The organism is Alteromonas oceanisediminis, assembly GCF_018474025.1.
In the GTDB taxonomy this organism is placed as follows: domain Bacteria; phylum Pseudomonadota; class Gammaproteobacteria; order Enterobacterales; family Alteromonadaceae; genus Alteromonas_E; species Alteromonas_E oceanisediminis.
Genome location: NZ_JAHCTA010000004.1, coordinates 100,927 through 114,801 on the forward strand (window position 1 = coordinate 100,927; position 13,875 = coordinate 114,801).

13 protein-coding genes are annotated in these 13,875 nt (G+C 48.2%); 5 read left to right on the forward strand and 8 right to left on the reverse strand.

The genetic code is table 11. From position 1 onward, the window contains the following. Positions 1 to 7 precede the first annotated feature (7 nt). Entirely contained in the window at positions 8 to 574 is a 567-nt protein-coding gene (locus tag KIU71_RS08175) for a glutathione peroxidase (RefSeq protein ID WP_214130734.1), read from the forward strand. Positions 575 to 764: 190 nt separating this feature from the next. On the opposite strand, the gene KIU71_RS08180 is transcribed toward KIU71_RS08175, so the two are convergent. Genes KIU71_RS08180 through KIU71_RS08190 form a run of 3 tightly spaced genes read right to left on the reverse strand, consistent with a single transcriptional unit; the run spans position 765 to position 3,060 of the window. Continuing rightward, positions 765 to 1,169 carry an NAD(P)H-dependent oxidoreductase gene (locus KIU71_RS08180; protein ID WP_315853273.1) on the reverse strand — a complete coding sequence of 135 codons (405 nt, stop codon included), beginning with the start codon at positions 1,167 to 1,169 and terminating at the stop codon, positions 765 to 767. A gap of 9 nt (positions 1,170 to 1,178) precedes the next feature. After that, positions 1,179 to 2,417, reverse strand: a complete 1,239-nt coding sequence (locus tag KIU71_RS08185) for a cystathionine gamma-synthase family protein (protein ID WP_214131024.1) — start codon at positions 2,415 to 2,417, stop codon at positions 1,179 to 1,181. Next, on the reverse strand, positions 2,407 to 3,060 hold the full coding sequence (locus KIU71_RS08190) for a lysophospholipid acyltransferase family protein (RefSeq protein ID WP_315853267.1): 654 nt from the start codon (positions 3,058 to 3,060) through the stop codon (positions 2,407 to 2,409). The genes KIU71_RS08185 and KIU71_RS08190 overlap by 11 nt, the downstream gene beginning before the upstream one ends. An 84-nt stretch (positions 3,061 to 3,144) precedes the next feature. On the opposite strand from KIU71_RS08190, the gene KIU71_RS08195 reads away from it, so the two are divergent. Both KIU71_RS08195 and KIU71_RS08200 read left to right on the forward strand, forming a co-directional pair. Beyond that, positions 3,145 to 3,918 (forward strand): NRDE family protein, encoded by a 774-nt coding sequence (locus KIU71_RS08195; RefSeq protein ID WP_214130735.1) that lies wholly within the window; start codon positions 3,145 to 3,147, stop codon positions 3,916 to 3,918. Positions 3,919 to 3,995: 77 nt separating this feature from the next. Beyond that, on the forward strand, positions 3,996 to 5,186 hold the full coding sequence (locus KIU71_RS08200) for an amino acid aminotransferase (RefSeq protein WP_214130737.1): 1,191 nt from the start codon (positions 3,996 to 3,998) through the stop codon (positions 5,184 to 5,186). Between the two features lie 3 nt (positions 5,187 to 5,189). On the opposite strand, the gene KIU71_RS08205 is transcribed toward KIU71_RS08200, so the two are convergent. Genes KIU71_RS08205 through KIU71_RS08225 form a run of 5 tightly spaced genes read right to left on the reverse strand, consistent with a single transcriptional unit; the run spans position 5,190 to position 10,028 of the window. Further along, complete coding sequence (locus KIU71_RS08205) at positions 5,190 to 5,645, reverse strand: YaiI/YqxD family protein (RefSeq protein ID WP_214130739.1); 456 nt, start codon at positions 5,643 to 5,645, stop codon at positions 5,190 to 5,192. Beyond that, entirely contained in the window at positions 5,645 to 6,406 is a 762-nt protein-coding gene (locus tag KIU71_RS08210) for an SDR family oxidoreductase (RefSeq protein ID WP_214130741.1), read from the reverse strand. Before KIU71_RS08210 ends, KIU71_RS08205 begins: the two co-directional genes overlap by 1 nt. A gap of 28 nt (positions 6,407 to 6,434) precedes the next feature. Beyond that, complete coding sequence (locus KIU71_RS08215; RefSeq protein ID WP_214130742.1) at positions 6,435 to 7,196, reverse strand: SDR family NAD(P)-dependent oxidoreductase; 762 nt, start codon at positions 7,194 to 7,196, stop codon at positions 6,435 to 6,437. Further along, the gene (locus KIU71_RS08220; protein WP_214130743.1) at positions 7,196 to 8,209 is read right to left on the reverse strand and encodes an NADP-dependent oxidoreductase; all 1,014 of its coding nucleotides are present in this window, start codon (positions 8,207 to 8,209) and stop codon (positions 7,196 to 7,198) included. Before KIU71_RS08220 ends, KIU71_RS08215 begins: the two co-directional genes overlap by 1 nt. A gap of 16 nt (positions 8,210 to 8,225) precedes the next feature. Continuing rightward, complete coding sequence (locus tag KIU71_RS08225; RefSeq protein ID WP_214130744.1) at positions 8,226 to 10,028, reverse strand: acyl-CoA dehydrogenase; 1,803 nt, start codon at positions 10,026 to 10,028, stop codon at positions 8,226 to 8,228. A 397-nt stretch (positions 10,029 to 10,425) separates the two neighbouring features. Between KIU71_RS08225 and KIU71_RS08230 the strand changes: the two genes are divergently transcribed. Together KIU71_RS08230 and KIU71_RS08235 are read left to right on the forward strand one after the other, a co-directional pair. Continuing rightward, complete coding sequence (locus KIU71_RS08230) at positions 10,426 to 11,430, forward strand: GlxA family transcriptional regulator (protein WP_214130746.1); 1,005 nt, start codon at positions 10,426 to 10,428, stop codon at positions 11,428 to 11,430. 95 nt (positions 11,431 to 11,525) lie between these two features. Beyond that, positions 11,526 to 13,817, forward strand: a complete 2,292-nt coding sequence (locus KIU71_RS08235) for a TonB-dependent receptor (RefSeq protein ID WP_214130748.1) — start codon at positions 11,526 to 11,528, stop codon at positions 13,815 to 13,817. Positions 13,818 to 13,875 lie beyond the last annotated feature (58 nt).

Below are 13,875 nucleotides of genomic sequence, written 5' to 3' on the forward strand. Positions count from 1 at the left end.
AAGTATCATGACGCGTTTTACCTTTTCAAAGACTGTGTTTGCAGCAATCACATTGTCCACAGCACTTATCAGTACCAATGTACAAGCCAATGAATGCCCTGATTTACTAAAGTTCGTCAAACGAAAACTGAACTCACAGGAAACGGTTAATCTGTGTGATGAATTTCAAGGCAAAACACTCTTGATCGTTAACACGGCCAGTTACTGCGGTTTTACACCCCAATTTGAAGGCTTAGAAGCACTTTACTCAGACTTTAAAGATCGCGATTTCGCGGTACTAGGTTTTCCCTCACATGACTTTAATCAGGAAGATCAAGATGAAGAGAAAACAGCCGAATTATGTGAGCTGACGTACGGTGTTCAATTCCCCATGTTTGAAGCTGTCAGTGTGCGTGGTGACGATGCTGATCCTCTGTATCGTATGCTTGCTGAACAGTCAGGCACAGCACCGAAATGGAATTTTTATAAATACTTAGTCGATAAAAACGGCAATGTTGTTGACAGCTATAGCTCATTCACTAAGCCGGGCGACGAAGACTTCAGAGCCGATATTGAGAAGGCATTGACGTTATAAGCAGTACTGCTAGATAAAAAAGCCCCGCTAAATTAGCGGGGCAATCAAGCACACTCAACTTGGAACACACAGTGAACAGAGTCGGAAGACATTCGTCATTCCCTGCTCACATAATCATAGACCACAGCATTGTTAAATAAGTTCCAATATTTTTTTATGCGCATCTGCCATACTCGTTCGCGCTTTTTCATCACCCATGGCTAGGCCCTCTGCGTAGACAAAGCGAACATCGGTCAAACCATGCTTTTAACGTACTGGGTATTCCGAAATTATACATCGGCACAGCCAACACGATTTCATCAGCAGACTGAACTTGTGAAACTATCTCATCAGACAGTGCAGCATGATGAGCTTGTTCTTCTGAGCGTTGTAATTCAGGAACTTGCCACGCAGCCAATTCATTCTGGTCAAGGTGCGGCATACTTTGTTGCGTTAGCGCACGTTCGACGACGGTAACGTTACCGTTTCGCTGCACAGCCTGGGTGTAACTATCAGCCAGAAGACTGGCATTACCATTTTGCGAATCGATACTCGATTTTACCCCCCCACTTAATCGAATAAAATCGCAAAATATAGCGCTTATCTTTCGAATAATTAGATACTTTTACTGAGCGTTAAGCCCCTGCTCGAAATCAGCAATGAGATCATCGATATCTTCGATACCCACCGATATTCGAATAAGATTCTCGGCAATGCCCATATCGGCTCGACCGTCCGGGCCATTTTCATAATAAATTGTGGAAGCGACAGGTAACGCAAGTGTGCGGGTATCGCCTAGGTGCGTTGCACACAGCACGAGTTGTAGTCGATCCAAAAATACACAGGGGTCGGCATCAGGCGCTAATTCGATGCTTAAAATGGCGCCAAACTCACTAAACAGACTACGCGCAATAAAGTGTTGAGGGTGATCGGCCAATCCCGGATAGTAAACCTTATCCACCTTTTCATGCGAGTTGAGCCAGGTCGCGAGTTGCAGGGCGTTATCACAGGCTCGGCTCATTCTGAGCGCTAACGTCTCTAAACCAATCGACAACCGGCTAGCAGAGTCAGGGCTTAACGTCGCACCGATATCACGCAGTCCGCGCTTCTTGATTTGGGTTAAACCCCATTGAGAAGTATCTGCAACCCGATATTCAGCATGTATATTACTGAATGTCTGCCAGTCATAGAGCCCTGAATCGACGACCGCACCGCCCAAAACATTGCCGTGACCTCCCACGTATTTTGTTAAAGAGCTGACCAGCAAACTGGCGTGCACCTTTTTGGCATCGAATATATAGCAGGGCGTCATGGTGGTATCCAGCATGAACACAATATTCTTTTCCTGGCAAAACCGGCCAATCGCTTCGCAGTCGCTCACCTGCGTAACCGGGTTCGCTATCGTTTCACAAAACACCATTTTGGTATTTGGCTGATAAAGCGCTTCAATGCAACGTACATCTGTGACGTCAACAAAACTGATTTGAACCCCCAAATCGGCGAGCGTATTCATAAAACTGCGTGAATTTCCAAACAAAAAGCGACTAACGATAATGTGGTCACCCGCGCGGATCAGCGAGAATAATGTGCTGGCAATAGCAGCCATTCCCGTCGAAAAGCACAGAGCGCCAACACCACCTTCCAGTTGATTGAGCATATTTTGCAACGCAGTCACTGCACCAGACGATGAGCGAGAGTAGACGTGCCCTGCTTGTTTACCTTGGAAAACGTCAATGAGATCCTGTGCACGGTCGAAGTTAAACAACACAGATTGTGTGGTTGAGGTATGTACCCCACCATGTTCAATCGTATTTAATTGCCGATCGGCATGAATGAGTTGCGTGGTAAACCCTTTATTGGTCACTACTGACGTCTCCATTGGCGACAGCGCTATGTGCGCTGGTGTTTACGGGGTATTTTGCTGGAACACTAGCATAAAACGAATACACGGTTTGCATATCTTTTTCAATGTCGCCGCTGGGTGAAAAATGAGGTCCTAAGACCACAGCTTTGCGCACAAAGTCAAAGCCAATCAATACCACTGGCACGTCGGCTCTGTGGGCAATTCGGATAAAGCCAGATTTCCAGGGATGAATATATGAACGGGTCCCTTCGGGTGCGACCGCTAAAATCATCTTTTTCTGGGTTTGAAAAATATTTGTAACCTGTTCAACCATTCCGTGTGCAGCGCGGCGATTGACTGGGATACCGCCGATAGACTTAAGCCACCAGCGTATGCCGGGAACGAAAATCGTGTGCTTGCCCAAAAAACGTATTTTGATGCCCAGCGCAAACAATACCGCTACACCGAGGAAAAAGTCCCAGTTGGAAGTGTGCGGACCTACTGCCAATACCATCTTCGGTGTATTTGGCAGTTCACCTTCGATGCGCCAGCCGGAAACACGCAACAGTAGCGCTCCGAAAGCACGTGATAATCCATTGCCTCCGCGCGAAATCTGGTCTAATTCACTCACTTTATTGACGTTGTGTAATTTTTCTGGAGGCACGGCGGTCTCTACGGCACAATGGACAGCTGAAAGCAGTCTAATCAACCTTAGGCTGTAAATGCAAATAAACGATGTATTGGCGCTATGTGTATACTTTTTATCGCAATCAATCAACACCCTGAGTACCCGTTGATTATTGCTGCGAATCGAGACGAGTTCTACGCTAGACCGGCATTAGCCTCACATTTCTGGGCGTCTCCTGAACAGCTTTTAGCCGGCCAGGATGTTGAAGCTGGCGGCACATGGATGGGGGTTACGCGTAACGGATTGGTTGGCGCATTGACGAATATTCGTGATCCTGAGCGGCAACGTTCCCATGCGCGCTCGCGTGGCGAGCTCATCGTGAATTATGCACAAGGCATCAATAACGATACCGACTATTCAGAGCAGTTGCGCAAGACCGCTTCGGAGTACAACGGGTATAATTTGCTCTACGGCACGCTTAAGCCACTCAAGCTAGCCGTGTTCAATAATCACACCCTGCTAAAGGCAGACTTACGTGACGGATACTATGGGTTATCAAATGCAGACCTTGATCGACCCTGGCCTAAGATCCAACGCGGCAAGGATGCCCTTATGCAATATTGTGAAAATCATCAACACCTTTCGGTGGAAGCACTGTTCACGTTGCTGCGCGATCCCACTCAGGCAGAAGACATCGATTTACCCCAGACTGGTGTGCCCTATGTCTGGGAGAAGCAGCTATCGTCGATTTTCATCAAATGTGAAAATTACGGGACGCGGTCCAGTACGCTACTTATGCTAGATAAACAAAGCAACGTCACATGGCAGGAACGCACATTTTCGTCTGTCGGGGAAGAAACCGAGCGTCAGCATTATCAATTTTCCTTGGGTTAAAACACAGCTACCGCTTCATCTTTGCACTGAAACTGGCATAATGCCGCTTCGTCATCACAATCACCTAAGGAACGCCTGTGTTCGAAGTATTACCGCAACTCGCCCCCGATCCAATTTTGGGTCTTTCCGCTGCTTTTAAACAGGACAGCAACCCACGAAAAATTGATTTAGGCGTTGGTGTCTACAAAGATGAACAAGGTAATACTCCTATTGTGTCTGCCGTCGCGAAGGCATCTAAGCGTTTACTCGAGCAGGAAACATCAAAAACCTACATTACCCCACAAGGTGTACAAGGGTTTATCGACAATATGTTAGGTTTGATTCTGGGTCACAAAAGCCCCGTTTTGATGGCCGACAGAGCAGCCGCAGTGCAAGCACCCGGAGGTTGTGGTGCATTGCGCATTTTGGCTGAACTACTCACACGCGTGAACAAAGATCTCACGGTGTGGGTTAGCGACCCAACCTGGGCAAACCACATTCCGTTAATCGGTAATGCCGGTTTAAAAATTAAAACTTATCCCTACTACGATAAAGCCACGGCATCAGTCAAATTCGATGAGATGATCGATACCCTCAGCACGATTCCACAAACTGATGTTGTGTTGTTTCATGGGTGTTGTCATAACCCAACCGGCGGCGACATGACTAAGGAACAGTGGCGTGCAGTACTTGACGTTACGCAGCAACAAGGTTTCTTACCCTTCTTTGATATCGCTTATCAGGGGTTTGGCGATGGGCTTGAGGAAGACGCGTATGCAGTGAGACTGTTCGCCGAAGCCCTGCCAGAAATTATTATCGCTGCCTCGTGCAGTAAAAACTTTGGTCTCTACCGTGAACGCGTTGGGTTAGCCGCAATCATCACCCAATCAACCCAGACCCGCCAGATTGCACAGTCGCAGATCCAAAGCGTTGCACGCGGCATCTACTCAATGCCGCCGAGTTATGGTGGTGCACTAGTGGAGATTATTTTAAGCGATGACGCCTTAAAGCAAGAGTGGATAAGCGAGGTCGATGATATGCGCACTCGCATGCAGTCACTGCGCGGTATGTTAGTGAGTGCGTTAAGCAAAAAAGGCGCAAACAAGGATTTTAGTTTCGTAAACCAGCAAAAAGGAATGTTTTCTTACCTGTGTATTTCACCTGATCAGGTGCAACAAATGCGCGATGATCACAGCGTTTACTTTGTTGACTCGAGCCGCGTTAACATCGCCGGAATCAATCACGAGAACGTAGACAGATTGGCCGATGCGCTGATCTCAGTATTGTAATTTTCATGATTGAATGGTGGCTCTTGCGAGCCACCGATCTAGCGCATTTGCAAAACTCTGCTTTTCTTTTTGACCATAAGGGCGTTGTCCTCCGGTACGTTCTCCGCTAGCTCGCATCGTATCCATAAAGTCGCGGATATTCAGCTGAGCGCGGATTGTCGATGCATCGTACTCGTCGCCACGAGGATTGAGCGCTGCTGCGCCTTTTTTCAACACGTCTGCCGCTAGCGGGATGTCAGAAGTGATGACGAGATCACCGGTTTGACAACGCTCAACAATCTGATCATCTGCTACGTCAAACCCCTGCGCCACCACAATACTCTGAATGTGCGCATCAGGCGGTGTTCTCATGCTTTGGTTAGCCACCAAATACAGTGGCATCTTGGTCCGCTGAGCCGCTTTAAAAAGGATTTCACGCGCCAAAACCGGGCATGCATCTGCATCTACCCAAATCGCCATTAGGCTAAGAACCCTCCATCTACCGTCACCGTAGTCCCCGTCGTGTAGGACGACGCATCTGAAACCAAATACAACACCGTGCCCGCCATTTCCTCCGGTTGCGCAACCCGCCCGAGTGGGATTTGCATCAGTGCTGTTTTGAGTATTTTATCATTCGTTGTCAGTGCAGACGCAAACTTGGTTTCCGTTAAGCCTGGGAGTAATGCATTGACACGAATATTATAACGCCCGCACTCTTTTGCAAATGACTTGGTCATGCTGATAACAGCGGCCTTAGTGATTGAGTAAATTCCTTGCATATCGCCGGGGCGAACGCCATTCACAGAAGCGGTATTTAATATCACACCACCGCCCTGCTCTCGCATCATTTTTCCGGCTTCCACTGACATAAAAAAGTATCCGCGAATATTCACGTCAGCGGTTTTGTTAAATGCGCCCAAATCGGTATCCAGTATATGACCAAAAAATGGGTTTGCTGCAGCATTGTTAACCAAGATGTCCAATTGCCCAAATTGTGACTTTATTGCCTCAAATGTTGCAGTAATCTGGTCCATCTCCCCCACATGACATGCCATCGCAGACGCTTTGCCTCCATCAGCGGTGATCGCGTCTGCAACGGTTTGGCAGTCGTTCAACTTACGACTCGACACGATCACATGTGCGCCGTGATGGGCAAGCAACTTTGCGATCGCCTCACCGATCCCACGGCTGGCACCTGTGACTAAGGCAACTTTGCCTGATAAATCAAATAAATTATCCATGTTCATAACCTTTCAATTGTTGTGATGACTACGCTAACATGCCGCCATCAAGCACCACATTATGCCCTGTCATAAAACTAGATTCGTCGCTGCTTAACCAGGCAACGGCAAATGCAATTTCCTCGACTTTGCCTAAACGTTTCATTGGATTTGCACCGATGATCGCTTTCTGAGCACGTTCGTCGACTTTTTTCAGTGTATTTTGCACCATCGGTGTGTCAATGAAGCTTGGACATACCGCGTTGATACGAATATTGGCGCGGGCATACTCGACCGCAGCAGACTTAGTCAAGCCAATAACACCATGTTTAGCGGCGCTGTAAGCTGCAATCATTGGTGACGAACGTAACCCGGCGACCGAGGCAACATTAATGATTTGACCCGCTTTTTGCTGCAGCATATACGGGATACATTCACGCATACAATGCCATACACCGGTCAAATTCACGGCAATATTGCGCTCAAACGCTTCTTGAGGGATGGCAGTTAAGGGGGCCGGATCGTGATCGACCCCGGCATTGTTAATCAGTACATCAATGCCGCCCAAATGCTCCATTGCATACGTCATCAAAGCTTTAACGTCAGCATGCTGGCTCACATCTGCATGGCAGAAATACGCTTTCGCGCCAGCTTCATTCAGCGATGCAACTAACGCATCACCTTCAGCATCATTGACATCACTGACCAACACCGTTGCCCCGCGTTGCGCCAGCAACCGAGCCGATGCGGCACCAATACCGGAGGCACCGCCGGTGATCACAACACGTTTGTTTTCCACGTTGGCCACCATTACTGAGCCGCCTCGTGATCGACTTTAAGCACCAGTTTACCGAAGTTCTCGCCGTTAAACAGCATCATCAGCGCCTCAGGGAACTTCTCTAACCCTTCAACAACATGTTCTTTTGCCTTGAGCTTTCCTTGCGCAATCCACCCCGCCATTTCCGCAGCCGCTTTGCCATAATTGGCTGCATTATCAAACACGACAATACCCTCCATACGGGCCCGGTTGACTAAAAGAGACAGGTAATTTGACGGCCCAGTCACAGGCTTCGTGTTATTGTATTGGCTGATTGCACCACAGATTACAATGCGCGCTCTCAGATTAATCCGTGTTAGAACACTGTCGAGAATATCGCCACCCACGTTATCAAAGTACACATCAACGCCTTTGGGACATTCGCGTTTCAAACCCACTTTAACGTCTTCATTTTTATAGTCGATAGCGCCGTCAAACCCCAACTCATCGATAAGGTATTGGCACTTGCCCTTACCGCCAGCGATGCCTACCACACGGCAGCCTTTGATCTTGGCAATTTGGCCAACGACAGTCCCGACCGCGCCAGCAGCGCCCGAAACCACCACAGTCTCGCCCTCTTTTGGCATGCCAGTATCGAGAATGCCAAAATAGGCTGTCATTCCTGGCATACCCAACACACCCAAGTAACGCTCTAAGGGCGCGAGAGAAGGGTCAACTTTATGTACCCCTTTGGTACTAACCACCGCGTAATCCTGAACGCCAAAATGACCGTAAACGAAGTCGCCAGGCGCGAAACCATCATCACTGGACTCTATCACTTCGCCGACCGTGCCTGCACGCATCACGTCACCAATGGCGACTGGCTCAATATATGATTTGCCTTCATTCATCCAGCCGCGCATGGCAGGGTCAAGCGAAATGTAGTCGATTCTGACCAATATTTCGTTATCGCCCAGTGCCCGGGTTTCACTGGTGGTGAAGGTCCAATTATCAGCGGTGGGTTCCCCTACGGGGCGAGAAGCAAGAAGAAATTGTCTGTTTTGCATAGTAAAAATCCTGTAATTAGAACCAATCCGGCTGCATGGTATCGCAGGTTGGATCGATCGTTTCGAGAAGTGAGAGATCACGCTGTACTAGCGGCAACTCCCAATGAATATAATATTCAGCAGCAGCCAATTTACCTTGTATGAACGCGCTGTGATCGGAACCGTTCTGTGTGCTTTCCATCGCTTCTGCGGCGATGGCCTGACGTATCCACACCCAACTCATCACAATTGACGAAAACACGTTCATAAAACACTGTGCATTGGCCAATTGTGCTGCTTGCTGGTCGCCTTGCAATGTTTTACCTATATGGCCAATGATAGATTGTAATTGCCCAAGATACGGGGTTAATTTTGCGACTAATGCACGTGTGCGAGTCGATGTTGCTTTCGCTAAATCGATTTCCACGCGTTGCTGCAATGTTCGTAAACCCAATCCCTGACTTTGCCAAAGTTTGCGAGCCATCAAATCCAATGCCTGAATACCGTTGGTGCCCTCGTGTATTGGATTGAGGCGATTGTCACGCCAACACTGCTCAACCGGATATTCTCGCGTGTAACCCGCGCCACCCAACACCTGTATTGCCAGATCATTTGCTTTTGGCCCAAATTCTGAAGGCCATGCTTTGCAGACTGGCGTTAGCAGGTCAAGCAACTCTTGTGTCGCTTGTTTCTCTTCACCCTCAGATAAAGTGGTCAGGTCGTCGACCAAACGGGCACCGTAAAAACACAGCGCCATGCCCCCTTCTGAATAGGCCTTTTGTGCCAACAACATTCTTTTTACATCACCGTGCTCGATGATAGGTACTGCACTGTCTGAAGGCGCAGTATTCGGCGCTTTTCGGCCTTGCGTTCTATCTTTGGCATATTCCAAAGAGTAACGATAGCCGCGATACCCAATCATCGCGGCCCCAAAGCCTACGCCAATACGTGCTTCATTCATCATTTTAAACATATATCGAAGCCCATGATGCGCTTCGCCAACCAGATAACCATGGCAGTCATCATTTTCACCAAAGGTGAGTGCCGTTGATGTCGTGCCGCGATAACCCAGCTTGTGGATCAAGCCCGCTAATGAAATGTCGTTTTTCTGACCGATACTGCCATCGTCCTGTAGTCGATACTTTGGCACAACGAACAACGATATTCCCTTCACGCCACCGGGTCCACCCGGAATTTTTGCAAGTACCAAGTGGACAATATTATCTGACAGTTCGTGCTCACCGCCGCTGATATAAATCTTACTGCCCTTAATGCGAAAGCTACCATCAACTTGCTTCACCGCTGTCGTACGAATATCAGCCAGAGAAGAACCCGCATGCGGTTCGGTCAACGCCATTGTACCGGTAAACTCACCGCTCAACATGCGCGGCATAAACTGCGCTTTGAGCTCATCAGTAGCGAAATGAGCGATCACGTTTGCCGCCGCTGCCGTCAGAAAGGGATAAGCGGTTGTCGATGGATTTGCTGCCATAAAATAGCTTGCACACGCTGTCATCACGGTCTCAGGAAGTTGCATACCCCCATCTTCAAATTTATAGCGGCCGGCAATGAAACCCGCTTCACGGTAGGCATCAAAAGCCCGTTTAACGTCATCCAGCATAGTGACTTTACTGCCGTCAAAGGTGGGCTCGTGCTTGTCAGCCGTTGCATTGTGAGGCAGAAACAGTTCTTCAGCAATTTTCTCCGCAGTGTCTAACACTGCGTTGAACGTATCAGTGGAATGGTCTGCGAAATAATCTCTGTCGATAAGTTCGTGGGTGTTGAGTGCATGATAAAGCTGAAACTCAAGCTCCTGACGCGGAACCAGTTGATTTGCCATTGTCGTATCTCCTTTAACGCTGTTAGAGCGTGTTGATCTTTGCGGTGCATTTTTGTAGCAGTTTGGTGACAATTTAAACCAGGCTGAGTGAGCGCTGTGTAGTTATTCTACATAAGCGAACGAAAACGCAGTGTAAATTGTCACCAAGCGCTGCCCGCAGGGTTCAGTTCTATAGCTTGGGGCTTTCGTCATTCGTCATTCACTTGGAATAACTAAGCTTCAATCCTCTTTTCTCAGCCGCAAGCTATAGAACTGAACAAAATTTGTACCGCAAAGACCAACACGCTCTAGTAATAATGACACGCAAACACGGTGAGGATAATTGTCACAAATGACATTATTATGGCGTATACTGCCACATATCATTGGCGTCAATAGAAGCAAGTAAACAACAGTAATGGACTCGCTGAATCACACAAAAAACTCACGCTTCCGTGTCATTATAGTGGGGTTTGACCAAGCCTTGGCATCGTCCATCACCGGTGCCATCGACATGTTTTCGTTGGCCGGCGTCGCCTGGCAACGTATTCACAATCAAGCCGTTCAGCGTCACTTTGAGGTGCGTTTAGCGTCACTCAATGGGCAGGATGTTCACTGCATCAATGGCAATACGTTGAAGCCCCATTGTCGTCTTGATCATGTCGAATCAGCCTCTATTGTCTTGGTGCCAACCATTGGCGGCGACATCAGTTATGTGCTGGAGCAAACCCGCGGGCTACTGCCGGAATTGATTCGATTGCACCGCGCAGGCAGCGATATCGCCAGTAATTGCACCGGCGCTTTTATTCTCGCTAATAGCGGGCTGCTCGATCACAAGCTCGCAACCACCCACTGGGGCTATGCGGAGCGATTTGGTCAGCAATTTCCACAAGTAAACCTACAACCAAACCAATTGATAACCGAAGACGAGCGCATTTTCTGTGCCGGTGGTGGGATGGCCTGGTACGATTTGGTACTACGCTTGATTGAGCGTTACTGTGGCCACCACGTTGCCTCAGAGACAGCGAAGTCTCATGTTATTGACGCTGCTCGGGGACATCAAGCAGCATATGCGCCGTTGCAGCGCCGAAAATTTCATCATGATGCTGAAATTCTTGCCTTGCAGAATTATCTTGAGCAGCACCTTGCCGAAGCAACCAGCGTTGAGCACATGGCACAATTGACGGCATTGTCTACACGCACTCTTATGCGCAGATTTAAGCGTGCAACCGGAAAAACACCTCAGCTGTATGTTCAGGAACTTCGTGTCGAGCAAGCCAAGCGCCTATTGGATAGCACTCCCATGCCAATCGCTGCTATCGTTCAAAGTGTAGGCTATGAAGACCTCAGCTCATTTAATCGTCTTTTCAAGCGGATTACCGGGCTATCGCCAGGGTTCTACCGAAAAAGTCTTCGAAACTGAGTGCTTCGTCTGGCATTGAGTAAAAATTAACTGGTATAATGAGTTCCAGCTTGTAGAAGCTACACAATTCCACACACTTGACTTGGTAAACACACATGAACTCAATGAAAATTGCATCGCTAGCAGCGTGTATCAGCTGTGCGCTAGGCAGTTCTGTTGCCTTTGCGCAGCAGGCTCCGGAGAATGAAGACGCCGTACTGGAGAAAATTACGGTTACTGCACAGAAACGCACTCAGTCAATTCAGGAAGTCCCCATTTCCATCGCGACACTGAATGGTGACGAATTCAACTCTATCTTTAGTGCCGGTGACGATATTTTATCTATCGCCCTTCGTGTACCGGGTTTGTATGCAGAATCCTCAAACGGCCGTGCTGCGCCTCGCTTCTATATTCGTGGTTTAGGCAACTCTGATTTCGACTTAGCGGCATCGCAGCCTGTTTCCATCATTATGGATGAAGTGGTTCAAGAAAACGTCGTTCTGAAAAGTTTTCCACTGTTTGATGTTGAACAGGTTGAAGTCATTCGTGGCCCGCAAGGTACATTGTTCGGGCGAAATACCACAGCAGGTATTGTGAAGTTCGACTCGGTAAAACCATCCGATGTTTTCGGTGGTTACGGGCGCGTATCATACGGCTCCTTTAACAGCATTAATTTTGAAGGTGCTGTTGGCGGTGGTTTAACAGACGAACTGTCTGCACGTGTGTCGGTGTTGTCACAAGATCGCGATGACTGGATCGACAATGGATTTACCGGTGAAAGCGACGCGCTTGGTGGGTATGATGAAAAAGCCTACCGTGTTCAGCTATTGTGGGAACCAACCAATGATTTTACTGCACTACTCAATGTGCATGGGCGTGATCTGGAAGGCAGCGCCTCAATTTTCCGCGCCAACATTTTTGACCGCGGTTCGAATAACCTGAACCAGAATTATGATCGCGACACGGTTTATTACGACGGTGGCGACGGTAACCCACAGGGTTACGAAGGTTTTGGTAGCTCACTAAAGCTTGAATGGGAACTTGATGGTTTCACAGTCACGTCGATCAGTGCAATTGAGGAAGCCGACGGCTTTTCACGCGGTGATATCGACGGTGGCGTCGTTCCGTTCAGTCTTGATGCCGTTGTTCCTGAAGGCATTTCATCGGCAATTGTTAACGTGTTCGGAACTGACACAGTCACATTCCCTGGCCCGATTTTCACGCCATCAGTCACGCAAGACAGTGCCGACGTAGAACAGTTTACCCAGGAAATACGCTTTGCCAGCAACACCAGCGATGCTTTCCAGTGGCAGGTCGGTGGATTCTATTTTGATTCCAGTTTAGATGTTGAGACCGAGTCATTTGCCTCTTTTGGTTTCGCAGGCGATCAACAAAATACCATTGTTTCTCAGGAAAACACCACATGGGCTGTTTTCGGACAAGGTTCATATGATCTGAGCGATGAATGGAACGTGACCCTTGGGTTGCGTTACACCGATGATGAAAAAGACTTTTTCGTCGGTCAATACGGTCAGCTATGGCTAGATTTAGGCATTCCGGCGGTGAGTGATATTAACCGTGAAGATGACAATCTGAGCTGGGAACTGAGCACCAGTTATCAGCTAACGCCTGATTCTATGGTGTTTGGTCGTGTTGCCAGCGGTTTTAGAGCACAATCTATTCAGGGTCGCGACGTGGCATTTTTGTTGTTCCCGACCACGGCAGAGTCCGAGACCATTATGTCCTATGAAGTGGGTTACAAATCCGATCTTCTCGACAATCGTGTTCGTTTGAATACCGCTGTTTTCTACTACGAGATTGACGATATTCAACTTTCAGCGGTGGGTGGCGCAACTAACAGCAACCAATTGTTGAATGCTGATCAAGGCACTGGCGTTGGTTTTGAAGTTGATTTGGAAGTGTTGGTCACTTCAGATTTCCTAGTCACTGCCGGTTTTGCTTACGCAGACACAGAGCTGAACGACGACACATTAGCAACTGCTGCGTGTGGTTCGGGTCTTTGTACCGTATTAGATCCACTCGATGCGAACGGAAATGCGCTGCTGGATGGAAACTCGTTCCAACAAGCTCCGGAAACCACGTTTAATCTAGCAGGCCGCTACACTTACGAAACGGAAAACGGTGAGATTTACGTTTACGCAGATTATGTGTATCAAGGCGATACCAACATGGCTTTGTACGAGTCAATTGAGTTCCAAACTGATGGTCAGTTTGAAATTGGTCTACGCATTGGCTACATCGATTACGTGCATGATTATTCAATCGCGTTATTTGGTCGAAACATTACTGACGAAGATAATGTAAAAGGCTTTGTTGACTTCAGTAACAACACTGGCTTCGTGAATGACCCTGCGGTTTACGGCATTGAGGCACAGTTCAACTTCTAAGTGGCTGTAGCCATTGTACAAAAAAACCGCTGACTAAACCCGTAAAGTCGGGGTTAGT

Excerpts from the sequence above, each read along its gene's own strand:
- KIU71_RS08220 (WP_214130743.1), bottom strand. The coding sequence starts at position 8,209 with ATGCAAAACAGACAATTTCTTCTTGCTTCTCGCCCCGTAGGGGAACCC.
- KIU71_RS08225 (WP_214130744.1), bottom strand. The coding sequence starts at position 10,028 with ATGGCAAATCAACTGGTTCCGCGTCAGGAGCTTGAGTTTCAGCTTTAT.
- KIU71_RS08205 (WP_214130739.1), bottom strand. The coding sequence starts at position 5,645 with ATGGCGATTTGGGTAGATGCAGATGCATGCCCGGTTTTGGCGCGTGAA.
- KIU71_RS08195 (WP_214130735.1), top strand. The coding sequence starts at position 3,145 with ATGTGTATACTTTTTATCGCAATCAATCAACACCCTGAGTACCCGTTG.
- KIU71_RS08215 (WP_214130742.1), bottom strand. The coding sequence starts at position 7,196 with ATGGTGGCCAACGTGGAAAACAAACGTGTTGTGATCACCGGCGGTGCC.
- KIU71_RS08175 (WP_214130734.1), top strand. The coding sequence starts at position 8 with ATGACGCGTTTTACCTTTTCAAAGACTGTGTTTGCAGCAATCACATTG.
- KIU71_RS08230 (WP_214130746.1), top strand. The coding sequence starts at position 10,426 with ATGGACTCGCTGAATCACACAAAAAACTCACGCTTCCGTGTCATTATA.
- KIU71_RS08235 (WP_214130748.1), top strand. The coding sequence starts at position 11,526 with ATGAACTCAATGAAAATTGCATCGCTAGCAGCGTGTATCAGCTGTGCG.
- KIU71_RS08210 (WP_214130741.1), bottom strand. The coding sequence starts at position 6,406 with ATGGATAATTTATTTGATTTATCAGGCAAAGTTGCCTTAGTCACAGGT.